Source organism: Streptomyces sp. NPDC048825 (genome assembly GCF_043198355.1).
In the GTDB taxonomy this organism is placed as follows: domain Bacteria; phylum Actinomycetota; class Actinomycetes; order Streptomycetales; family Streptomycetaceae; genus Streptomyces; species Streptomyces xiangluensis.
This window is the reverse complement of record NZ_JBICUR010000011.1, coordinates 274,940-296,082: the sequence shown is the minus strand read 5'-3', so window position 1 is coordinate 296,082 and position 21,143 is coordinate 274,940. Positions and strand designations below refer to the sequence as shown.

At 66.6% G+C, this 21,143-nt stretch carries 20 protein-coding genes and 2 tRNA genes; 7 read left to right on the top strand and 15 right to left on the bottom strand.

Annotated features, from left to right (window positions below; all coding sequences use genetic code 11):
* The first annotated feature begins 91 nt into the window (after window positions 1-91).
* Both ACGFNK_RS26655 and ACGFNK_RS26650 read left to right on the top strand, forming a co-directional pair.
* A complete protein-coding gene (locus ACGFNK_RS26655; protein WP_393419839.1) occupies window positions 92-457 on the top strand; it encodes a hypothetical protein in 366 nt (121 codons plus the stop codon).
* A gap of 203 nt (window positions 458-660) precedes the next feature.
* Entirely contained in the window at window positions 661-1,698 is a 1,038-nt protein-coding gene (locus tag ACGFNK_RS26650) for a restriction endonuclease (RefSeq protein WP_393419837.1), read from the top strand.
* A 104-nt stretch (window positions 1,699-1,802) separates the two neighbouring features.
* On the opposite strand, the gene ACGFNK_RS26645 is transcribed toward ACGFNK_RS26650, so the two are convergent.
* The 6 genes from ACGFNK_RS26645 to ACGFNK_RS26620 are packed head-to-tail and all read right to left on the bottom strand — an operon-like array spanning window position 1,803 to window position 6,071.
* Entirely contained in the window at window positions 1,803-2,549 is a 747-nt protein-coding gene (locus ACGFNK_RS26645; RefSeq protein ID WP_393419835.1) for a class E sortase, read from the bottom strand.
* A gap of 13 nt (window positions 2,550-2,562) precedes the next feature.
* A complete protein-coding gene (locus ACGFNK_RS26640; protein WP_393419833.1) occupies window positions 2,563-3,768 on the bottom strand; it encodes a class E sortase in 1,206 nt (401 codons plus the stop codon).
* Window positions 3,765-4,403 (bottom strand): aminodeoxychorismate/anthranilate synthase component II, encoded by a 639-nt coding sequence (locus ACGFNK_RS26635; RefSeq protein WP_393419831.1) that lies wholly within the window; start codon window positions 4,401-4,403, stop codon window positions 3,765-3,767. The genes ACGFNK_RS26640 and ACGFNK_RS26635 overlap by 4 nt, the downstream gene beginning before the upstream one ends.
* Window positions 4,400-4,561, bottom strand: a complete 162-nt coding sequence (locus tag ACGFNK_RS26630; protein ID WP_206440922.1) for a hypothetical protein — start codon at window positions 4,559-4,561, stop codon at window positions 4,400-4,402. Before ACGFNK_RS26630 ends, ACGFNK_RS26635 begins: the two co-directional genes overlap by 4 nt.
* Before the next feature lie 31 nt (window positions 4,562-4,592).
* Complete coding sequence (locus ACGFNK_RS26625) at window positions 4,593-5,273, bottom strand: class E sortase (protein ID WP_386340005.1); 681 nt, start codon at window positions 5,271-5,273, stop codon at window positions 4,593-4,595.
* Window positions 5,274-5,291: 18 nt separating this feature from the next.
* A complete protein-coding gene (locus tag ACGFNK_RS26620; protein ID WP_393419828.1) occupies window positions 5,292-6,071 on the bottom strand; it encodes a DUF881 domain-containing protein in 780 nt (259 codons plus the stop codon).
* Window positions 6,072-6,213: 142 nt separating this feature from the next.
* Between ACGFNK_RS26620 and crgA the strand changes: the two genes are divergently transcribed.
* The gene (crgA, locus tag ACGFNK_RS26615; protein ID WP_388674723.1) at window positions 6,214-6,468 is read left to right on the top strand and encodes a cell division protein CrgA; all 255 of its coding nucleotides are present in this window, start codon (window positions 6,214-6,216) and stop codon (window positions 6,466-6,468) included.
* A 270-nt stretch (window positions 6,469-6,738) separates the two neighbouring features.
* On the opposite strand, the gene ACGFNK_RS26610 is transcribed toward crgA, so the two are convergent.
* Window positions 6,739-7,635, bottom strand: coding sequence for a rhomboid family intramembrane serine protease (locus tag ACGFNK_RS26610; RefSeq protein WP_393419826.1), 897 nt, complete (start codon window positions 7,633-7,635; stop codon window positions 6,739-6,741).
* Between the two features lie 228 nt (window positions 7,636-7,863).
* Window positions 7,864-8,391, bottom strand: a complete 528-nt coding sequence (locus ACGFNK_RS26605; RefSeq protein WP_386340017.1) for a peptidylprolyl isomerase — start codon at window positions 8,389-8,391, stop codon at window positions 7,864-7,866.
* A 332-nt stretch (window positions 8,392-8,723) separates the two neighbouring features.
* Here ACGFNK_RS26605 and ACGFNK_RS26600 point away from each other — a divergent pair, with 332 nt between their 5' ends.
* Window positions 8,724-9,437, top strand: coding sequence for a DUF5324 family protein (locus ACGFNK_RS26600; protein ID WP_393419823.1), 714 nt, complete (start codon window positions 8,724-8,726; stop codon window positions 9,435-9,437).
* Between the two features lie 223 nt (window positions 9,438-9,660).
* On the opposite strand, the gene ACGFNK_RS26595 is transcribed toward ACGFNK_RS26600, so the two are convergent.
* Window positions 9,661-9,733, bottom strand: a tRNA-Ala gene (locus ACGFNK_RS26595).
* Window positions 9,734-9,909: 176 nt separating this feature from the next.
* On the opposite strand from ACGFNK_RS26595, the gene ACGFNK_RS26590 reads away from it, so the two are divergent.
* Together ACGFNK_RS26590 and ACGFNK_RS26585 are read left to right on the top strand one after the other, a co-directional pair.
* The gene (locus tag ACGFNK_RS26590) at window positions 9,910-10,458 is read left to right on the top strand and encodes a DNA-binding protein (protein WP_344394530.1); all 549 of its coding nucleotides are present in this window, start codon (window positions 9,910-9,912) and stop codon (window positions 10,456-10,458) included.
* A gap of 130 nt (window positions 10,459-10,588) precedes the next feature.
* Window positions 10,589-12,202 carry a protein kinase gene (locus ACGFNK_RS26585; RefSeq protein ID WP_393419821.1) on the top strand — a complete coding sequence of 538 codons (1,614 nt, stop codon included), beginning with the start codon at window positions 10,589-10,591 and terminating at the stop codon, window positions 12,200-12,202.
* Between the two features lie 79 nt (window positions 12,203-12,281).
* Here ACGFNK_RS26585 and ACGFNK_RS26580 read toward each other — a convergent pair whose 3' ends face one another.
* Both ACGFNK_RS26580 and ACGFNK_RS26575 read right to left on the bottom strand, forming a co-directional pair.
* Window positions 12,282-13,709: a hypothetical protein gene (locus ACGFNK_RS26580; RefSeq protein ID WP_393419819.1), complete on the bottom strand. Its 1,428-nt coding sequence runs from the start codon at window positions 13,707-13,709 to the stop codon at window positions 12,282-12,284.
* 210 nt (window positions 13,710-13,919) lie between these two features.
* On the bottom strand, window positions 13,920-14,048 hold the full coding sequence (locus ACGFNK_RS26575) for a DLW-39 family protein (RefSeq protein WP_003999697.1): 129 nt from the start codon (window positions 14,046-14,048) through the stop codon (window positions 13,920-13,922).
* Between the two features lie 326 nt (window positions 14,049-14,374).
* On the opposite strand from ACGFNK_RS26575, the gene ACGFNK_RS26570 reads away from it, so the two are divergent.
* Window positions 14,375-14,707, top strand: coding sequence for a DUF6344 domain-containing protein (locus tag ACGFNK_RS26570; RefSeq protein ID WP_393419817.1), 333 nt, complete (start codon window positions 14,375-14,377; stop codon window positions 14,705-14,707).
* Window positions 14,708-15,212: 505 nt separating this feature from the next.
* Here ACGFNK_RS26570 and ACGFNK_RS26565 read toward each other — a convergent pair.
* The 4 genes from ACGFNK_RS26565 to gyrB all read right to left on the bottom strand — a co-directional run bounded on the left by ACGFNK_RS26565 (window position 15,213) and on the right by gyrB (window position 20,853).
* Window positions 15,213-15,286 (bottom strand) — tRNA-Ile (locus ACGFNK_RS26565).
* Window positions 15,287-15,451: 165 nt separating this feature from the next.
* On the bottom strand, window positions 15,452-16,159 hold the full coding sequence (locus ACGFNK_RS26560; RefSeq protein WP_393419815.1) for a DUF3566 domain-containing protein: 708 nt from the start codon (window positions 16,157-16,159) through the stop codon (window positions 15,452-15,454).
* Window positions 16,160-16,176: 17 nt separating this feature from the next.
* Window positions 16,177-18,768: a DNA gyrase subunit A gene (gene gyrA, locus ACGFNK_RS26555; RefSeq protein ID WP_386340037.1), complete on the bottom strand. Its 2,592-nt coding sequence runs from the start codon at window positions 18,766-18,768 to the stop codon at window positions 16,177-16,179.
* A gap of 42 nt (window positions 18,769-18,810) precedes the next feature.
* Window positions 18,811-20,853, bottom strand: a complete 2,043-nt coding sequence (gyrB, locus tag ACGFNK_RS26550) for a DNA topoisomerase (ATP-hydrolyzing) subunit B (RefSeq protein ID WP_393419813.1) — start codon at window positions 20,851-20,853, stop codon at window positions 18,811-18,813.
* Window positions 20,854-21,143: the final 290 nt, after the last annotated feature.

Sequence of the window (21,143 nt, the reverse complement as noted above, 5' to 3'; positions counted from 1 at the left end):
CTGCAAACCAAGATCGTACTGGTGAGTTGACATTTGTCAGGTCGCGTTGAGCGCGACCTGACAAATGGGGGGATTCATCAAGAAGCGACTCATGGCCGTCCTCGGGGCCGCCTGTGCCCTGAGCGTCCTTTCGGCGGGAACGGCGAGTGCCGGCACCAACAGCGGCTTCGTCTACACGACGGACTGGGATCCCGGCGGCAGGGGTGCCGCCGGTCATGACGGGGACTGCCTGACCGTCTTCGATGACCAGGCTGACGGCTACGCCGTCGAGATCCACCTCTTCCGGATGAGCGACTACAAGACGATCGCCGAACTGAGGACGACGCAGCCCGCCCTCTCGCGCGAGTACAAGTGCTTCGGGTCCCAGGTGCCCGAGAACACCAAGGTCGGTGTACGCGTCTCGCTCATCAAGAGCGGCGACAAATTCAGCGGCTTCAAGTACAACCTCACCACCTGAGCCGTCGACGGAAGAACGAAGAGCCGAAGGGGTCCTGGCTACGTGATACGTAGCCAGGACCCCTTCGGATTTACCGCCACCGCAGCCCTTCGCGGCGTTGACGGCTGCCCCGGTACGGCCAGAGCCCCCGCTCGTTTATCAGTTCGGTGGGGTCTGGATGCCCTGCCCTGGCAGTACGGCCAACCAACACGGAAGGACAGAGCGTGATCAACGAAACTGCTCTGCTGGAATCGAGAACCCTGCGCGACAGCGCACTGGAACGCACGGACGTGCTCGACAGAGTCAAAGCCCTGTCGCTGCTGCCGGACGGCATGCATGTGACTACGGCGATGGTCGCGACGTACTTCCAGGTGGGCATCAAGGCCATCCGTTCCCTGGTGGTTGACCACCGCGAGGAACTGGAAGCCAACGGCTACCGGGTTTTGACAGGTTCAGAACTGAGCTCCTTTAAGGAGCTCAGTGGGATTCAGTCACGCACAGCATCCCTCGCGCTCTTCTCCCGCCGCGCCGTCCTCAACGTCGCCATGCTGCTCCGCGACAGCGAAGTCGCACGTCACGTGCGTACATACCTCCTCGACATGGAGTATCTGGCGCGCACCCAGCCTGTGGATAACCCTGTCCACAGGGAGGCTGCCACCTCCTCCCTCGACGACCGCATCGACCAACGCATCAGCCACGTCCTCGGCAAGACCGTCGTCCCCATGTTCAACGCCCTGATCGAAACATCGAGCGAGCACCGCCGGGAACTGATCGCCCTGCGCACCGGCGTCCAGCGCATCGAGCGCCGACTCCAACAGCACAACGCCCGACTGCAGCGGCTGGAAGGCCCCCGAGAAGACCGGCCCCTCGCCGGAGTCATGGCCTCCATGGACGCGATGAACGGGCGCGAGTTCGAGGAACATGTCGCCCAACTGCTGCGCCGTGACGGCTGCACCGCTGTCGTCGTACGAGGCGGTCATGGAGACCGGGGCGTAGACATCACGGGACGTACCCCCGACGGACGACACATCGCCGTCCAGTGCAAGAGATTCGCACCCTACGTATCCGTGACCAGCCCCGACGTCCAGAAGTTCATCGGGTCGGCCAAGGTCCTGTACAACGCGGACGTGGCGCTCTACGTGGCCACATGCCCCTTCACTCGCGATGCGATGAACGTCGCGGCTGATGGCGGCGTCACACCGGTGGACCGCAGCTTGCTCGAGGCATGGAGCGGCGGTACAGAACTGTCCGCCTTGAGCTGACCCACCGACCCGTCGGAAAGGGCCCGAAGTCGCAAAGGGTAGTTGCGGCTTCGGGCCCAGCTCATGTCGAGAGTGACATCACGTCACTCTCGCCCTTCAGAGTCTCACTGACGCAGCTCCGTCGGCGGCGTCCGCTCATCATTCACCTTCTCCACCCGGTCCAGCTCCCCCCACACCACGTACCGGTAGGTGGAGGTGAAGACCGGGGTGCAGGTCGTCAGCGTGATGTAGCGGCCCGCCTTCTTCTTGCCCGATTCCTTGGGGACGGGGGCGAGGACATCGACGTTGTACTTGGAGGTCTCGGGGAGGATCTCGTAGACCTTGTAGACGTACCACTCGTCCTTGGTCTCGAAGACGATCGGGTCGCCCTTTTTCAGCTTGTCGATGTTGTGGAACTTCGCGCCGTGACCGTCGCGGTGCGCGGCCAGCGAGAAGTTGCCCTTCTTGTCCTGTGGGAGCGCGGACTTGATCGGGTCGGTGTAGTAGCCGGCGGTGCCGTCGTTGAGGGACTTGGCAGCGGTGCCCTTCTTGACCAGCACCTCGCCGTTCTTCATCGCGGGTACATGCAGGAAACCGATGCCGTCCTTGGTGTCCAGGCCGATAGGACCGCGGCCCTCGGCCCAGTGGTCGCGCACCTTGTCACCCTGCTTGTCGGCCTTGCGGTCCGCGACGACGTTCGTCCACCACAGCGAGTAGGCCACGAACAGGCCGAGAATCAGGCCCGTCGTGATGAGGAGTTCACCGAAGACGCTGACGGCCATCGCGATCCGGCCGGGGCCGCGGCGGCGGCGCCGCGCGGGCGAGTGCGCCGACGCGGCGGTCTGCTCTTCGTGGTCGGTCGTCGCTGCCACTCTTCATCTGTCCTTAACTGACGAGCGCATCCGGCTTCCCCTTGCTGCGCGGCCGTTCCTCGACCATCTTGCCCCAGACGATCATCCGGTACTTGCTGGTGAACTCCGGAGTGCAGGTCGTCAGAGTGATGTAGCGGCCCGCCGTGGTGAAACCCGACCCCTTGGGGACCGCGTCCAGGACGGCCGTATTGCTCGGCGCCGTCACCGGCAGGATCGACGCCATCTTGTAGACGAAGTACTGGTCCTGCGTCTCCACGACAATCGGATCGCCCGGCTGAAGCCGGTTGATGTACCGGAACGGCTCGCCATGCGTGTTGCGATGCCCGGCAAGCCCGAAGTTGCCCGCCTTCTCCTCCGGCATCGCCGTCTTCAGATCGTCCTCCGCGTAGTGACCGACCATGCCGCGGTCCAGCACCCGCTTCTTGTCGATGCCCTCGGCGATCGGCACGACCACGTCCAGCTTCGGAATGTGCAGGAGAGCGAAACCCTGCCCCGGCTCGAACGCCCCCGGCTTCCGCTTACCGGCCGCCCAGTCGTCCTGCAGACTGCTCGCGGCACTGCCCGCCTGCGCCTCCGCACGGATATTCGTCCACCACAGCTGATAGGTCACGAACAGCAGCATCAGTACACCGGTGGTTATGAACACCTCACCGATCGCCCGGCTGGCCATCACCGCCGCCCCCGGCTTCCGCGCCCGCGCCGCCCGCCGTGCCTCCACCCGCGAGAGCGGCGTCGCGCCCGGCTCCTCCGCCGACTGCTCCTGCCCCGGCCCGCCGGCCCCGCCATGCCGCCCATGCCGCTTGGCGGCCTTACGCCGGGCCGCACGGCCACCGGCGGCGGAGGCGTAGGAGCCGGCCGGCGTGGCAGTCCTGGCCGCCCGCACGGACTCGCTGTCCGGTACGCGCAGCGCGACGGTCTCTTCATCGATCGGGGGCATCGGAGCGGGCGTCGGAGCAGGCTCGTACCCCTGGGAGTACGCCTCCTCCTGCCACGCCTCTCCGTACGGCTCCCCACGCGACGGCTCGTCGTACGAGGGCGAAGACTGCCGCTCCCTGGAGGACGAGGCCCTCTGCTCCCCGTACCAGTCCCGCGCATACCCCTCAGGGTCGTACCACTCCTGCTCCGACCCGGCAGCGCCTCCATACGCGGCAGCGGCCCCGTACACGGTGTCCTCACCGTACGGGGCAGCACTGTCGCGCTCGGGGCGCAGGGCGGTCACGCCGTGGCCCTGCCCACCACCGGGGCAAGCCCCGTCGACCTGGCCACGGCCCCCCGGTCACCGCACTCGGCCAGCCAGTTGGCCAGCATGCGGTGGCCGTGCTCGGTCAGCACGGACTCGGGATGGAACTGCACACCCTCGACAGGCAGTTCACGATGCCGCAGCCCCATGATGATCCCGTCATGCGTACGAGCCGTGACCTCCAGCTCGGCCGGAACCGTCCCCGGCTCGGCGGCCAACGAGTGGTAACGCGTCGCCGTGAAAGGCGACGGCAGCCCCGCGAAAACACCCCGCCCCTCGTGCTCGACGAGCGAGGTCTTGCCGTGCAGCAGCTCAGGCGCACGGTCCACGACACCGCCGTACGCCACCTGCATCGACTGCATACCCAAGCAGACCCCGAAGACGGGGACACCGGTCGCAGCACAGTGCCGCACCATGTCGACGCAGACACCCGCCTCCTCGGGAGTGCCCGGCCCCGGCGACAGCAGCACACCGGCGAAGCCGTCCTGGGCATGCGCCGTCGACACCTCGTCGTTGCGCAGCACCTCGCACTCGGCGCCCAGCTGGTACAGGTACTGGACCAGGTTGAAGACGAAGCTGTCGTAATTGTCGACGACGAGAATCCGCGCGCTCACTGGTTGTCCACCGTCACATCGTTGAAGGGCAGCAGCGGTTCGGCCCACGGGAAGACGTACTGGAACAGCACATAGACCACCGCGAGCACAAGCACGAGCGAAATCAGCGCCCGCACCAAAGCGTTTCCCGGCAGATGCCGCCAGATCCAGCCGTACATGCCGTCCCTTCCGTCGCCGTACCACACCAGACTAACGGCGCAGCGCCTCAGGTTTCCCAGCCTCCACGGGCTGTGTGGCATCAAGGTGCGCCCACACGATCAGCCGGTGACTGCGCCCCCACTCCGGCTCGCAGGTCGTCAGCGTCAGATAACGGCCCGGCCGCGTATACCCGGACTTCCTAGGCACAGGGTCAATGACCGCGACATCACTGGGCAGCGTCTTGTACGGCTTGTTGTCGATCCGGTACGTGAACCAGGTCGTGCCATCGGTCAGCACCACCGCGTCACCCGGGCGCAGCTTGGGGAAGTCCTTGAACGGGTCCCCGTACGTGCGGCGATGGCCCGCGACAGCGAAATTTCCCTCCTGGCCGAGCTGCGCCGTACTCGCGTAGTGACCAAGCCCCTTCTTCAACGTGCTCGTCTTCGTACCTTCGAGCACGGGCTTGTTCCACGTGAAACCAAGCCTCGGGACATACATGACCGCGAACGGCTTGCCATCCTCGTACGCCGCCGGCGGCTCGGGATTCTCGAGCGCGGGAGCCTCGGCCGCGACCGTCCCCTTCGACCACTGGTCCTGAAGACTGTCGACCTGGTCGTCCATCGCACTGTCGGCCTTCACACCCGTCCAGAACAGCACGTAAACGACAAAGAGCACGATCACGCCGCCCACAGTGATACACAGTTCGCTTAACGTCCTGACGATCACTCGCATCGGCGGCTCCCGGCGCGCTTACTCCACAGGCTTCGCGTAGTGGAGATCCACTGTGCCCGAGTAGCCGGGAAGAGTCACTGCCCCTTCCTCCTTCACTTTCCAGCCGAGCCCATAGACATTGACGTACACCATGTAGTTCTGGATCGCCGGAGACGCGGTGAGGGCCCTCTGCAGCTTCTCCGGATCACCGACCGCCGTGATCCTGTACGGCGGCGAGTAGACCCGGCCCTGAAGGATCAGGGTATTGCCCACACAGCGCACGGCACTGGTGGAGATCAACCGCTGATCCATGACCTTGATCCCCTTGGCACCGCCCTGCCACATGGCGTTGACCACAGCCTGCAGATCCTGCTGGTGAATGACCAGGTAGTCCGGCTGCGGCTCCGGATAGCCAGGGAGCTTGGCCGTGGCATTCGGCGGCGCATCGTTCAGCGTGACCGTGAGCGCCTTGCCCTTGAGCCTCTGCGTACCCGCATTCCCCTCCAGAGCCGCCAGCCTGTCGTCCTCTGCCTTCGTACTCCCGTCATCACGCTCGGCCAGCGCCTCGACATCCTCGCGCAACGTCGCGTTGCTCTCGTCGAGCCGGCCGTTCTTGTGACTGCGCTCCTGAATGAGATCGGACAGCTTCAGCAACGAGGCATCCGTCCGGATATTGGTGCCCTTGGCCGTATTGAAACTAGTGAAGAAGATCAACCCGGCGAGAGCGAACACAGCCGCGGTCAGCACACGCACCGGACGAAATCGCCGCATACGCGCAGGGCTGGAACCCGCCTGGGGCGAGTCGGCAGAATTGCTCAACGTACCCTTATCTCCTTCGGCGCCGCGGAAGCACTACGCTAACGGACGCCCGGGGGAGCGCTAAGAGTCCCCTTGTACGCTGCCCCGGAGCCAGCCAACGTTCCCTGCGCGGCCACGCAGCGCATCGACAGGAGAGACCCTCGTGCCGAAGTCACGTATCCGCAAGAAGGCCGACTACACGCCGCCCCCGGCGAAGCAGGCAACCAATATCAAGCTGACCAGCCGCGGCTGGGTCGCTCCGGTCATGCTGGCCATGTTCCTCATCGGCCTCGCCTGGATCGTCGTTTTCTATGTGACGGACGGCTCACTGCCGATCGACGCCTTCGGCAACTGGAACATCGTGGTCGGCTTCGGGTTCATCGCCGCGGGATTCGCCGTTTCGACGCAGTGGAAGTAACGCGGCCCCAAGGTGTCGGGAAGCTGTACGGCTAGCCCCGACTCAAGCTGTCCACTGGAGTTATCCACAGTCATCCACAGCGGTGGAAAACGTCCGAAGATCTGTGGATAACTCATTGAGCGTTGACTCCGGTGTGACAGACCTACCGGGATCCGGATGTCTGTTCGCCCCTTGTCCTGCCTGGGGAAACCCAGGTCAGCGGCAGGGGGCACACCTGTTCCCACACAGCATGCACAAGATCCGGCACAGTCTGTGGACAACGCCGGCTCCTCAGGTGAGCTGACCGGTCCTGATGAGTGTCATGACCACAACCGCGACCAGCACCAGTGCGCAGACGCCGTACTGGATGAGGGCCCGCCGTCCGCGAGGTGCGTGGACCATCGCGTAGCCGATCACCACGCCGCCGACGAGGCCGCCGATGTGGGCTTCCCAGGCGATGTTGCTCCACCCGAAGGTGAAGATCAGGTTGATCACCAGCAGGGCGATGACGGGGCGCATGTCGTAGTTGAGCCGCCGCATGAGTATGGCGGTTGCCCCGAAGAGGCCGAAGATCGCGCCGGAGGCGCCGAGCGAGGGCTGGTTGGGTTCGGCGAGCAGGTAGGTGAGGGCGCTGCCTGCGAGGCCGGAGATTGCGTATAGGGCGATGTAGCGGGCGCGGCCGAGGGCTGCTTCGAGGGGGCCGCCGATCCACCAGAGGCTGAGCATGTTGAAGGCGATGTGGATGACGCTGCCGTGCAGGAACATGGCTGTGGCGAGGCGGTACCACTGTCCTTCGGCGACGCCTTCGACGCTGCCGAGGCCCGGCACGTATGCGAGCCCGAGAAGTTCGAATCGCTCATCGAAGCGTTCGCCGACGGAGAGCTGGACCAGGAAGAGGGCGAGGTTGAGGCCGACGAGGATCTTGGTGATGAGCCGGGGGTCTTCGGTGATCGTGCCGCCTGCGAGGGTGCGCGGCTGGCTGGCGGTCGGTGAGTGGCCTGTGCCGGAGTCGCCTCGTACGCACTCGGGGCATTGGAAGCCGACGGAGGCGCTGACCATGCACTCGGGGCAGATGGAGCGCTCGCAGCGGGTGCAGCGGATGCCGGTCTCCCGGTCGGGGTGCCGGTAGCAGGTGGGCAGGCTTTGGGCGTCCTGCGGTCCCTGCGGGCTGCCTGGCACCTGGTCCATGGGTGTCCCCTCATTCTCCGTACGACGGGCACACGGCGGTGTCCCAGGGACGCGTACCCCAATGCACCGCCCCGCCCTTCCTTCTACGGACGGGCGGGGCACATTGGTTCCCTGGCCTTGGTTTTCGGCCCTGACTCGCGTCCTGACTTCGGCGGGTGCGGGCGGGCAGGCCCGGCCTCGGTGGCGGCCGGCGTCAGCGGAGGTCGGTTCTGAGCGGAGGTTCGGGTCTCAGCGGGTCTCGACGACGACCGACTCGATGACCACGTCGTTGACGGGGCGGTCGGTGCGCGGGTTGGTCTGCGTCGTGGCGATGGCGTCGACGACCTTCTGGCTGGCCGCGTCGGTGACCTCGCCGAAGATGGTGTGTTTGCGGGTCAGCCAGGCCGTTGGGGAGACGGTGATGAAGAACTGCGAGCCGTTGGTGCCCGGGCCGGCGTTCGCCATGGCCAGTAGGTACGGCTTGTCGAAGGCGAGGTCGGGGTGGAACTCGTCCTCGAACTGGTAGCCGGGGCCGCCTGTGCCGTTGCCCAGGGGATCGCCGCCCTGGATCATGAATCCGCTGATCACCCGGTGGAAGACCGTGCCGTCGTAGAGCTTGTCCGTGGTCTTCTCCCCGGTCTCGGGGTTGGTCCACTCACGCTCACCCTTGGCGAGCTCGACGAAGTTCCGGACCGTCTTGGGCGCGTGGTTCGGCAGGAGCCGCACTTCGATATCGCCTTGGTTGGTCTTCAGGGTGGCGTAGAGCTGCTCAGCCACGATCTGCCTTCCGTTGTCCTTTGTGACTTCTCGATCCTCGCATGGTCGGCGCTGCCCGTCGTGCGTCGCCGCCGTTCTGAGCTGCTTCGTACCAAAGGGGCGCATGGCAGGAGAATTCATGGCATTGTCGTCGGCAAGCCCTTGTTGCACCGTATTGATCAATTATTGCCCTGAGTGCGCATGCAGTCGGTGCGCGCATGACCCGGATGCTCGCTCGCGTATGCCCCGGGGTGCTCCGACAGGCATGATCCCGATAAGGGTGGAAAGGTGAACTGTGTCTTGCTGGGGGATCTCCCCAATTCCCCACGTACGCCACCGAGGAGGAGGATCCCGTGACCCGCATCGACAGCGTGCGCGCCGCGACCGGCTCGGCGAAGGGCAGCGTGCTGCACGCCGCGGAAGCGGTGGCGCCCTACGCCGACACGGCCAAGGACCGGGCCGCGCACTATGCGCATGAAGCACGCGTACGGCTCGCGCCGAAGGTGTCGGCCGTCGCTCACCAGGCCGCCGATCAGGCTCGTACGCAGTACGACGCCCATCTCGCGCCGCGTGTGGAGCAGGCGCGCACTCATGTGCCGCCGAAGGTCGACTACGCCGCCCACGAGGCTGCGCTGCGCGCCCGCATCGCCGCACGGCAGGCCACCGACTACTCCCGGCCGAGGATCGAGCAGGCCAGGGCGGCGGCTGGGCCTGTCCGTGAGGAGGCCGCGGCTCGTAGCGCGGCGGCGCTAGCGGCGCTGCGTGGACAGGTTTCGCCGAAGGAGATCGAGAAGCTGGTCCGTAAGCATCAGCGGCGGGCCAGTGTCGGGCGCCTCGCGAAGGGTCTGGCTGTTCTTGGCGTCCTGGCGGGCGGCGCCTTCGCCGCCTGGAAGTGGTGGGACAAGCAGGCCAACCCCGATTGGCTGGTGGAGCCGCCGGCGGCCACGGAGGTGCCGGACAACGGTCAGCTGACTTCGGTCGATGGCAGTGGCCAGGACGCGCTGGACCCTGAGGTTCAGGCGAAGCAGGCCGCGGCGGAGGCGGCGGAGCGCGACGAGCGCGGCTGACGTCGCCGGTTCGTGTCGGCTCGCGTCCACCGGTTTCGACATCGCATGGTTTCAACATCGCTGTGGGCGGGAGGCCTGTGGTCTTCCGCCCCAGCGGTGTTTCACGTGGAACCTGTGGGCCGGTGGAGCCGGCCGGGCCGACTGAGGCTCATGGATCGGGCAAAGCCGTTACAGATAGGCCCCTCCGACCGCGTTTCCGCAGGTCGGAGGGGCCTTCAAGGGGTGGAGCCTAGGGGAGTCGAACCCCTGACATCTGCCATGCAAAGACAGCGCTCTACCAACTGAGCTAAGGCCCCGGATGGGAAGCGTCCGCCGGGAGAATCTTCTCCCGAAGAGCGCCGCAGCCCAGAGTACCGGGTTACCCCCAGGATCCTGCAAAAGGATTGGGGTCCCAGCGAACGACCACTCTCCATAAGATGCTCGACGTGGTTCGCTTCAGCGAACCGCGGTACGAAGCGATGGGGAGACGCGAATGGACGCCGCACAGCAGGAAGCAACCGCAAGAGCGCGGGAGCTGCAGCGGAATTGGTACGGGGAGCCGCTGGGGGCGCTCTTCCGTAGGCTCATAGATGACCTGGGGCTCAACCAGGCTCGTCTGGCGGGGGTATTGGGACTGTCCGCACCGATGCTGTCGCAGCTGATGAGTGGTCAGCGCGCCAAGATCGGCAACCCGGCGGTGGTGCAGCGAGTGCAGTTGCTGCAGGACCTCTCCGGGCAGGTCGCCGACGGCAGTGTGAGCGCGGCCGAGGCCACCGAGCGCATGGAGGAGATCAAGAAGTCGCAGGGGGGATCGGTGCTCAGCAACAGCACGCAGTCGTCGAGCAGTTCGGGTGCGCCCACGGTCAAGCGCGTGGTACGCGAGATACAGTCGCTGCTCCGTTCCGTGGCGGCCGCGGGGGACATCATCGAGGCGGCTGACACCCTCGCCCCGAGCCACCCGGAGCTGGCAGAGTTCCTCCGGGTGTATGGGGCCGGCCGCACTTCCGACGCGGTCTCGCACTACCAGTCCCACCAGAGCTGAGCCCGCCGCCCGGCTGTTGAACACCCCGTATCCGTAGGGCCTTTGAGCTTGCTGGATGCGGGGAGCGGGGCAGCCGGGCCTCTTGATGAGGTCGCCGTGCCGACCGCCGAAGAGGGAGCGACGCACGACCATGGGTGAGGTCTTCGCCGGCAGGTATGAACTGGTCGATCCGATCGGACGCGGGGGAGTCGGTGCGGTCTGGCGTGCCTGGGACCATCGGCGGCGCCGGTATGTGGCCGCCAAGGTCCTGCAACAGAGCGACGCGCATGCGCTGTTGCGCTTCGTGCGGGAGCAGGCGCTGCGGATCGATCACCCGCATGTGCTCGCTCCCGCCAGCTGGGCGGCCGACGACGACAAGGTTCTGTTCACCATGGACCTGGTCGGCGGAGGCTCGCTGGTCCATCTGATCGGGGACTACGGTCCCCTGCCGCCGGTGTTCGTCTGTACCCTGCTCGATCAGCTGCTGGCGGGGCTTGCCGCGGTGCACGCGGAGGGGGTCGTGCACCGCGACATCAAGCCCGCCAACATCCTGCTGGAGGCGACCGGGACGGGCCGTCCGCGGCTGCGGCTGTCCGACTTCGGCATCGCGATGCGTCTGGGGGAGCCACGGCTGACGGAGACCAACTACGTGGTGGGGACGCCCGGTTACCTTGCACCCGAGCAACTGCTCGGTGAGGAGCCGGACTTCCCTGCTGACCTGTTCGCCGTGGGCCTGGTCGCTCTCTATCTGCTGGAGGGCGCCAAGCCCGATGCCAAGGCACTCATCGAGTACTTCGCGGCGCATGGCACGCCGGGTGCCCCGAAGGGCGTTCCCGAGCCGCTGTGGCAGGTCGTGGCCGCCTTGCTGCAGCCGGACCCGCAAGCGCGGTTCCGCACCGCCACGGGGGCGCGCAAGGCCCTTGCCTCGGCCCGGGAGCTCCTGCCGGACCCCGGCCCCGAGGACGAAGTGATCGAGATCTTCGACCAACTCGGCCCGCTTCCGCCAGGGTTCGGCCCGGATGGTCCACTCCCGGCGGGGTCCGAGCCGGGCGGTCTGCCAGCGACGGAGTCCGGCCCGGACGGCCCGCTCCGGAACACGTCTGGCCGGGTGCACAACAGCGTTCCTCAGCACACCAACCCAGGCCTCGACAACGCGTCTCAGGACATCAGCGCGGGCAGCGCGCCGCCGCATCCGCAGACGGGTCCCGTCCCGTCTGCGGCCCACGCGGGCGCCGTACTCCCTGACGGCACGCCTATGCCCGACGCCGAACCGCCTCCCCCCGCCCCCGATGCCGTATCCCCACAGCCCTCCCCGACGTCGCCGATGTCGGACACCGGCAGCTTCCACCTGCCGCCTCCGCCTCAGCCCCGGACGGCCACCTCTTACACGCAGCGGCACCAGCGGCAGGCCCACCCGCAGCGCCCTCCAAAGCCCCAGGAACCAGCTCATCCACACCTGGGGCAGGCCCCCACTCCCCCCAGCTCCTTCCCGCTCCCGGCTCCCGCCCACGCTCCGTCGTACGGATCCGCGCATGTGAACTCCCCCCAGGGCGCGACCCCCGCGTCGCAGCCGCACGCATTTGCCTCTACTGCTTCATACACCGCTCGCGACGTTCAGGTTCCACCTCAGCCACAGCCAGTTGCGCGGCACCGTGGCAGGCGCGCGCTCCGGCGTCCCGGGCCGCCCGCGCAGGTGGCGATTCCGGTGCTGCTGCTCGCGCTGGTCTGCTTCGCGGTCGGGTTCTGGGCCCTGACTCGGATCTGAGCCCGACATCCCGCAGGGCCCGGAACTGAGCAGGTGAGGTCAGGAACTGAGCAGGTGAGGCCCGGCCTGGGTCGGCGAGCTACCGGGCCCGCGGCGGCTCGTACCCTCGCGCGACCGCACCGCCGGCCATCGCCGCCGTTCCACCGGCCCGGCGCCGGGCGATCACAGTCCACACCCCGAGTCCCAGCACGAGCACGCTCCCCGCGCCGATCCCGCCCGCGGCCACCAGCTTCATCGTGGCGTCGCTGTCACCGTCGTCACGTCCGCCCGTCGCCCCGGCCCCGCTCGCCGCCGCTTCGTTGTCCTCCTCCGTGACATCGAACACACCGCGAGGCCTGGCCGCCCCCTTGTACGCCGGTTCGGCGCTCGCCGCACCGCCCACCCGCACACTCAGCATCAGGTCGATCGCCCCGTCGCTGAACTTTTCGGCCGCCTCGGCGCCGAGATGCACGGCGAGGTAGTACCAGCCGGCGAACCGCATCCCGCTGACCTGGTCGTCGAGGGTGTACCGGTTCTCGTAAGCGACCGCGGGCAGCGGCTCCAGGGCAGCCGACTTCGGTGTGCCGTCGTATCCGGTGCGAGCGTCGTCCACGAAGGCGCGCACCGGGTTGTGGAGCGAGATGACGAGGGCGTTGCCCAGGAAGCCGTCGCCGTCGGCCGCGCCCAGTTCGGCCGTGGCGTAGAGCTGCTGTCCCCAGTCGACCGGGATCCGGTAGAAGAGTGTCTGCCCGGCCTGGATGCCGTCTTTCCAGATGCCCTGCTCGAGGGCGCGCGCGTCGTTGAAGCTCGTGCCGCCCCTGCGGGGCTTGGCCGTGCCGCTGACGGGCTCTGGGGAGGCGGAGTTCCAGGTCTCCGGGGCGGTCGTCGGGCCGGTCTTCTTGAGGGCGGGCTCGGACACGTACTGGAGCTCCAGGCTCCACTCGTCCGGTGAGGAATCGGCTCGGCTGGTGCGCTCCACGACCACGGAGTACGTCCCCGCCGTCTGGCAGGCGTACTCGTCGGGGCCGACTCTGCGCGACGCCCAGGCGGTGAGGGGGCGGGGGCTCTCGGTGGGCCCGAATCGGGCTTCTTCGGCGTCTCCGGAGAAGCAGCTGCGGCCGGCAGGGTCCTGGAGGGAGACCTTGATGCCGTCGGAGGAGGCGACCTTCGTCCCCGTCCTGGGGAGGGCGGTGGCAGAGACGTACGCGTTGGAGACGCTGTCGAGCCGGAGGCGGTAGTAGACCTTCTCGTTGTTCTGGACGGAGCTCTGATAGGTCCCGCCCGGGGCCAGCTGTGCCGCCTCGATCGCGTTCGACGCGCCCTCGACCAGCTGGGCGTCCTCGGCGAAGGCGTATGGATCAGGCGTCCCCGCCGCCTTTCCCTGGCCGTGTGTCTGCCCCTGCGCCGGCCCGGGCAGCACCGCGCTCGCGCACAGCGCCGCCAGGCAGGTCATGACCATACGGCCGCGCCACCACACCGTGCGCCGCCCCATCACGCGCCACCCCTCGTCGTAGCCCCGGATCGTCACCCACCGGGCTCCCGCGGACCGGCATCATTGCGCCCCGATCACCGCGAAGCCCCGACCATCCTGCCCCGCCCGCCGTCGCGCCATCCCCGCTTCGGCGACACAAGCGCTTCCTGTGCATGGGTTCGAAGAGGCGGACTCGAGGACATGGAGACAACGAAAAACCCCGACCGCGAGGGCGGTCGGGGTCTGTACTGAGACTGTCGTCGGTACTCACGAACCCGTGGGCACGGAGTCAGTCGCCTCCGTCCACAGATCCTGCTCGGCGCGATCCGCCTGGATCTGGCGGTACACGAGGAGCCCGCCGATGGCGGCCAGTGCGACCAGGAGAAGCTTCTTCACCGCGCGACCTCGTCTTTCCTTGACGTAGGGGACTTCTGGCGCCCGACTATACACACCGACCGATACCGATCGGTGACCTGCGTCGGCCCTCAACTCCCGCCGCGCACACAGCCGTAGAAGCGGACGCCACGGCTCCGACCGCAGAGCGACAACTCGCTACATTCTGCAAATTTCGGCTCCTGTTTCCACTTTACGGACCTCTTGGGTCCATACGGGTGGTGTTCATCTGAAGAGCGACGCGCCACGAGCGTCGGTCCACCACTTCGCGGCCCTCATACACATCATGAGGAAAGTACGCAAATCGCCCAACCCGAAAGTGAGGGACCATGGCCAGGAACAAGGTCATGAAGCTGTGGACCGCCGTCATCACCGCCTTCATCGCTCTGTGCACGGCGCTCGGACTGGTCACCACAGCGGATGCGGCCACCGCGGTATCCCATACCGAAGCCGCCCGCAAGACGAGCCCCGCGGTCACGGCCCCCACGATGTCCCGCTGGACCTGGTCCTTCAGCCGCACCCTGCCTCCCACGATGAAGCAGCGCATCCACGCCGAGGCCCACGGCTCCTCACCCAGCTGCCGCCACCGCCCGCCAACGGACGTGGACACACCGTCCGAGGACGAGGAGGAAGCGGACTCCACCGCCCCGTGCACGACCTGACGTAGACGCCGCGCCCCCTCGCAAGCCTCACAGCCGGGCGAACTTGCGTACGCCACCGAACGAAAAGACCCCCAACCATGACTGCTTGGGGGTCTTCGTGGTGTGGGGCCAACAGCATGTGAACCTGTGGCCTCACCTTGATCTGCCATTTGAAACAAACAGACATCGAGCACGCCCGGGTACGTCCTTGTTCAGACGTCGCCCGAAACAGCTTCTTCCTCGGCCGCAGCCTCACCTGGGCCGATGGTCCTGGACCAGCGCACGGACGAGGGCGCTTCGACAGAGGCAGTCCCCTTGCCTCACACCGCACCGCCACAATCAGCGCGTCACCCTGCTTCCCCCTTGTCGAACTCGATACTGCGACTCCCATGCGTCACAGGGTGCTCGGCAGCAAGGAGAGTCCTGGGAGAAGTTACGGGGCAGCAGCGGGGTAACAAGATCCACAAACGTAGAAGCCCGGTAGATCCTGTGGACCCACCGGGCTTCTTACCTGGCACAACAGATGTGGGGCTAACAGGATTTGAACCTGTGGCCTCATCCTTATCAGGGATGCGCTCTAACCAACTGAGCTATAGCCCCGCCGCGCTCTGCGGTGTACGTCCCGCGCGCTGACCTCTGAAGATTAGCGCACCTCCGGGTCAGTCCCAAAATCGATATCCGAGGTGGCCTCCTGCCGGCCCGGACAGTGTTGGAGCGCATCCCTGACCAGGATGCGCTCACACCGTCAAGAGGCCCTGAAGACGATTACTCGTCTTCCGCGAGCGTCAGCTCGATGCCGCCGACAAAGCCCGCCGAGAGGTTGTAGATGAACGCGCCAAGGGTGGCGAGCGCGGTGGCGAGGACGACGTCGATGACCGCGATGATCGACGTGAAGATGAGCACGCGCGGCAGCGACAGGAAGGACTGCAGATCAAAGCCGTTGGACTCGTTCGAGCCCGTGGCCTCGGAGATCGTGCCGCCCACCGTGGAGAAGACGCCCATGGCGTCCATGACCATCCACAGCACCGCGGCCGCGACGATCGTGCAGATGCCGAGCGCGATGGAGAGCAGGAAGCTGACCTTCATCACCGACCAGGGGTCGGCCTTGGCCACCCGAAGGCGCGCCTTACGGGTACGGGGCGTCGTACGCGCCCCGGTGCGCGGCCGGCGAACGGCACCGGCCGCCGGCGGCGGCTGTGTCGGGTACGCCTGCGGCGGGTGGTACGGCTGAGCGGGCTGCTGAGGCTGCCGCTCGCCGGGCAACGGCGAACCGGGAGCCGGAGGCACCGGCGCGCCGCCTGGCGCCGCACCCGCCGCGTACTGCGGCGTCTGCGCGCCTCGGGTGTCCGTCACGGTTCCCCCCTGGGATCCCTGGGAGTCATGGGACGCTTGGGAGTCCTTCGCGTCCGTGGCGGGGCCACGGCCGCCGTCCGTCTCCGTACCGGTCGATCCGGCGCCCGTGGCTCCGCTCACGATGACTCACTCCTCGCCTACTCGGCCGTGGACTCGTCGCCCTCGTCCGTCGTGCCGACGACCGTGTCGGCCTCGTCCGATTCGTCGACGTCCACAGCGTCGACCTCCTCGGCCTCGCGACCGGCCTCGGCGTTCCGAGCGATACCGACGACGGCATCGCGCTTGCCCAGGTTGATCAGTTGGACGCCCATGGTGTCACGGCCCGTCTCCCTGACCTCGTTGACTCGCGTACGAATCACACCGCCCGACAGCGTGATGGCGAGGATCTCGTCCGTCTCCTCGACCACCAGCGCGCCGACGAGCGATCCACGGTCCTCCACGATCTTGGCGGCCTTGATGCCGAGGCCACCGCGACCCTGGACGCGGTACTCGTCGACGGGCGTCCGCTTTGCGTACCCACCGTCGGTGGCGGTGAACACGAACGTACCCGTTCGAACAACATTCATCGAGAGCAGCTCGTCACCCTCGCGGAAACTCATGCCCTTCACACCCGAGGTCGCACGGCCCATGGGGCGGAGGGCGTCATCGGTCGCCGTGAACCTGATCGACTGCGCCTTCTTGCTGATCAGAAGCAGATCATCCTCGGCCGAAACCAGTTCGGCACCGATCAGTTCATCGTCGGAACCGGCCTCCGTTTCACGGAGGTTGATCGCGATGACGCCGCCGGAACGCGGGGAATCGTAATCCTTAAGTGGCGTCTTCTTAACCAGCCCACCCTTGGTGGCCAGTACGAGATAGGGCGCCGCTTCGTAGTCACGGATCGCGAGGATCTCGGCGATCGCCTCGTCCGGCTGGAAGGCCAGCAGGTTCGCGACGTGCTGGCCGCGCGCGTCCCGGCCGGCGTCCGGCAGCTCGTACGCCTTGGCACGGTAGACGCGGCCCTTGTTGGTGAAGAACAACAGCCAGTGGTGCGTCGTCGACACGAAGAAGTGGTCGACGATGTCGTCTTCCTTCAGCTTTGTGCCGCGTACGCCCTTGCCGCCGCGCTTCTGGGAGCGGTAGTCGTCCGTTTTTGTGCGCTTGACGTAGCCGCCGCGCGAGATGGTGACGACGATGTCCTCTTCTGCGATGAGGTCCTCGATGGACATGTCACCGTCGAAGGGCACCAGCTTGGAGCGGCGGTCGTCGGCGAACTTCTCGACGATCGCGGCGAGTTCCTCGCTGATGATGCCGCGCTGACGGACCGGCGAGGCGAGGATCGCGTTGTACTCGGTGATCTTCGCCTGGAGTTCGTCGTGCTCCTGGACGATCTTCTGACGCTCCAGGGCGGCGAGGCGCCGCAGCTGCATCTCGAGGATGGCGTTGGCCTGGATCTCGTCGATCTCCAGGAGGCCCATCAGGCCCTCTCGCGCGATCTCGACGGTGTCACTGCGCCGGATCAGTGCGATGACGTCGTCGATGGCGTCCAGGGCCTTCAGAAGGCCGCGCAGGATGTGCGCGCGCTCCTCGGCCTTGCGCAGCCTGAAGCGCGTACGACGGACGATGACCTCGATCTGGTGGCTCACCCAGTGGCGGATGAACGCGTCGAGCGACAGCGTGCGCGGCACGCCGTCCACCAGCGCCAGCATGTTGGCGCCGAAGTTCGTCTGCAGGTCGGTGTGCTTGTAGAGGTTGTTCAGTACGACCTTGGCGACCGCGTCCCGCTTCAGGACGATGACCAGGCGCTGGCCGGTACGGGACGACGTCTCGTCGCGTACGTCCGCGATACCGCCGATCTTGCCGTCCTTCACCAGGTCGGCGATCTTCTGCGCGAGGTTGTCCGGGTTGACCTGGTAGGGGAGCTCGGTGACCACCAGGCACTGGCGGTTCTGGATCTCCTCGACCTCGACGACCGCACGCATCGTGATGGAGCCGCGGCCCGTGCGGTAGGCCTCCTCGATGCCTTTTCGGCCCACTACCAGGGCACCGCTCGGGAAATCGGGTCCCTTGATGCGCTCGATCAGGGCGTCCAGGAGCTCCTCGTGGGAAGCGTCCGGGTTCTCCAGATACCACTGGGCACCGGCCGCGACCTCGCGCAGGTTGTGCGGCGGGATGTTGGTGGCCATGCCGACCGCGATGCCCGCCGAGCCGTTGATCAGCAGGTTCGGGAAGCGGGCCGGCAGGACAGTCGGCTCCTGGGAGCGGCCGTCGTAGTTGTCCGTGAAGTCGACGGTCTCCTCGTCGATGTCGCGGACCATCTCCATGGACTGCGGCATCAACTTGCACTCGGTGTACCGCATGGCGGCGGCCGGGTCGTTGCCCGGGGAACCGAAGTTGCCGTTGGAGTCCACCAGCGGCATCCGCATCGACCACGGCTGAGCGAGGCGGACCAGCGCGTCGTAGATCGAGGAGTCGCCGTGCGGGTGGTAGTTGCCCATGACGTCGCCGACGACGCGGGCGCACTTGTAGAAGCCCTTCTCGGGCCGGTAGCCGCCGTCGTACATGGCGTACAGCACACGGCGGTGGACGGGCTTGAGACCGTCCCGTACGTCCGGCAGCGCGCGCGAGACGATGACGGACATCGCGTAGTCGAGGTAGGAGCGCTGCATCTCCGTCTCGAGCCCGACGGGCTCGACACGGAGGGCCAGGCCCTCTTCCTCAGGAATGGCTGGAATGTTCTCGTCGGTCATTGCTGGTGAAGATCCTTTCTGGTGCGGTCAGCTGAGACCGACTCAGATGTCGAGGAACCGGACGTCCTTGGCGTTGCGCTGGATGAACTGGCGGCGCGCCTCGACGTCCTCGCCCATCAGGACCGAGAACAGGTCGTCGGCCTGGGCGGCGTCGTCGAGCGTGACCTGGCCGAGAACTCGGTGCTCCTGGTCCATGGTCGTGATGCGCAGCTCCTCGGCGTTCATCTCACCGAGACCCTTGAAGCGCTGGACCGAGTCGTCGCGGATGCGCTTGCCGTTCTGGCGGCCGAGCTCGATCAGCGCGTCGCGCTCGCGGTCCGAGTACGCGTACTCGAAGTCGTCCCGGCCCCACTTGATCTTGTAGAGCGGAGGGCGCGACAGGAAGACGTGGCCCGCCTCGACCAGCGGCCGCATGAAGCGGAACAGGAACGTCAGCAGCAGGGTGTTGATGTGCTGACCGTCGACATCGGCGTCCGCCATCAGGATGATCTTGTGATAGCGGAGCCTTGCGATGTCGAAGTCCTCGTGGACTCCGGTACCGAAGGCCGAGATCAGCGCCTGGATCTCCTGGTTCTGCAGGATCTTGTCGATCCGCGCCTTCTCGACGTTGAGGATCTTGCCTCGGATCGGAAGGATCGCCTGGTACTCGGGGTTGCGGCCGGACTTGGCGGAGCCGCCGGCGGAGTCACCCTCGACGATGAAGATCTCGCACTTGGTGGGGTCGTTCGACTGGCAGTCGGAGAGCTTGCCCGGCAGGGACGCCGACTCCAGCAGGCCCTTGCGGCGCGTCAGGTCGCGCGCCTTGCGGGCCGCCACGCGCGCGGTGGCCGCCTGGATGCCCTTGCGGATGATGTCCGCCGCCTCGGTCGGGTTGCGGTCCAGCCAGTCGTTGAGGTGCTCGTAGACGACCTTCTGGACGAAGGTCTTCACCTCGGTGTTGCCCAGCTTGGTCTTGGTCTGGCCCTCGAACTGGGGCTCGCTCAGCTTGACCGAGATGATCGCGGTCAGACCCTCGCGGATGTCGTCGCCCGTGAGGTTGTCGTCCTTCTCACGCAGCAGCTTCTTGTCGCGCGCGTACTTGTTGATCAGGTTCGTCAGCGCGGCGCGGAAGCCCTCTTCGTGCGTACCGCCCTCATGTGTGTGGATGATGTTGGCGAAGGAGTACACACCCTCGCTGTAACCGCTGTTCCACTGCATGGCGAGTTCGAGGGAAAGGCTCTTGTCCTTGTCTTCCGCCTCGAGGTCGATCACGGTGGGATGCACCACGTCTCCCTTGCGGGAGTTGAGGTACTTCACGAAATCGACGATGCCGCCCTCGTAGTGGTACGAGACGCTCTTGACCTCGTGCTTCTCGTCCTCGCCCGCCTCGTCCGCCCCGGCCGTGGCCTTCGCCGACTCGCGCTCGTCGGTGAGGTTGATCCTCAGCCCCTTGTTGAGGAACGCCATCTCCTGGAAACGCCGAGAGAGCGTCTCGAAGGAGTACTCGGTGGTCTCGAAGATGTCCGGGTCGGCCCAGAAGGTGACCGTGGTGCCGTGCTCGTCCGTGGCCTCGTGTTTGGCAAGCGGGGCCGTCGGGACCCCCAACTTGTAGTCCTGCGTCCAGCGATGGCCGTCGGTCTTGATCTCGACGGAGACCTTGCTCGACAGGGCGTTCACGACGGAGACACCCACGCCGTGCAGACCACCGGAGACCGCGTAGCCGCCGCCGCCGAACTTTCCGCCCGCGTGCAGGACCGTCAGCACGACTTCGACGGCCGGCTTGCCCTCGGAGGGGACGATGCCGACCGGGATGCCACGACCATTGTCGACAACCCGAACGCCGCCGTCGGCGAGGATCGTGACGTCGATGGTGTCCGCGTGGCCGGCCAGCGCCTCGTCGACGGAGTTGTCGACGACCTCTTGCACGAGGTGGTGCAGTCCGCGCTCACCGGTCGAGCCGATGTACATGCCGGGTCGCTTGCGGACCGCGTCCAGGCCCTCGAGGACGGTGATGGCACTGGCGTCGTACAACGAGGCTGTGACCTCGCCGTTCGCGCCGGCGTCGGTGGACGGGATGTTCTCGTTGGGGTTGCCGGAATCGGCCACGAAGCGCCCTTTCTGGCACAGCACAGGCCAAGCTCTCAGCGGATGGCCGGAGCGGCTGCGGCGTGTTGCGTTGGTAAGCCTTAGTCAGCGTTGCTCGGTGAGTCCCACAAGTGAGGCGGGATTAGCCTCCAGTCTACCGGTAGCGCCGACAGTGATGGGCGTTTGCCGGTACCTGAGTCCGCATGTGCCGCCCTGAACCGGACTCGGCCGACTCCCCATACGTCGACTGGGAGTCCAAGAGGCTCACAGCGGCACTCAGCGCTTCGGGATGCCAACCCCGCGCGACGAAC

What these genes read in the sequence shown, in the direction of transcription:
- ACGFNK_RS26655 (WP_393419839.1), top strand. Translation starts at nt 92, where the DNA reads ATGGCCGTCCTCGGGGCCGCCTGTGCCCTGAGCGTCCTTTCGGCGGGA.
- ACGFNK_RS26630 (WP_206440922.1), bottom strand. Translation starts at nt 4,561, where the DNA reads ATGTACGGCTGGATCTGGCGGCATCTGCCGGGAAACGCTTTGGTGCGG.
- ACGFNK_RS26625 (WP_386340005.1), bottom strand. Translation starts at nt 5,273, where the DNA reads ATGCGAGTGATCGTCAGGACGTTAAGCGAACTGTGTATCACTGTGGGC.
- ACGFNK_RS26610 (WP_393419826.1), bottom strand. Translation starts at nt 7,635, where the DNA reads ATGGACCAGGTGCCAGGCAGCCCGCAGGGACCGCAGGACGCCCAAAGC.
- ACGFNK_RS26590 (WP_344394530.1), top strand. Translation starts at nt 9,910, where the DNA reads ATGGACGCCGCACAGCAGGAAGCAACCGCAAGAGCGCGGGAGCTGCAG.
- ACGFNK_RS26585 (WP_393419821.1), top strand. Translation starts at nt 10,589, where the DNA reads ATGGGTGAGGTCTTCGCCGGCAGGTATGAACTGGTCGATCCGATCGGA.
- ACGFNK_RS26570 (WP_393419817.1), top strand. Translation starts at nt 14,375, where the DNA reads ATGGCCAGGAACAAGGTCATGAAGCTGTGGACCGCCGTCATCACCGCC.
- gyrA (WP_386340037.1), bottom strand. Translation starts at nt 18,768, where the DNA reads ATGACCGACGAGAACATTCCAGCCATTCCTGAGGAAGAGGGCCTGGCC.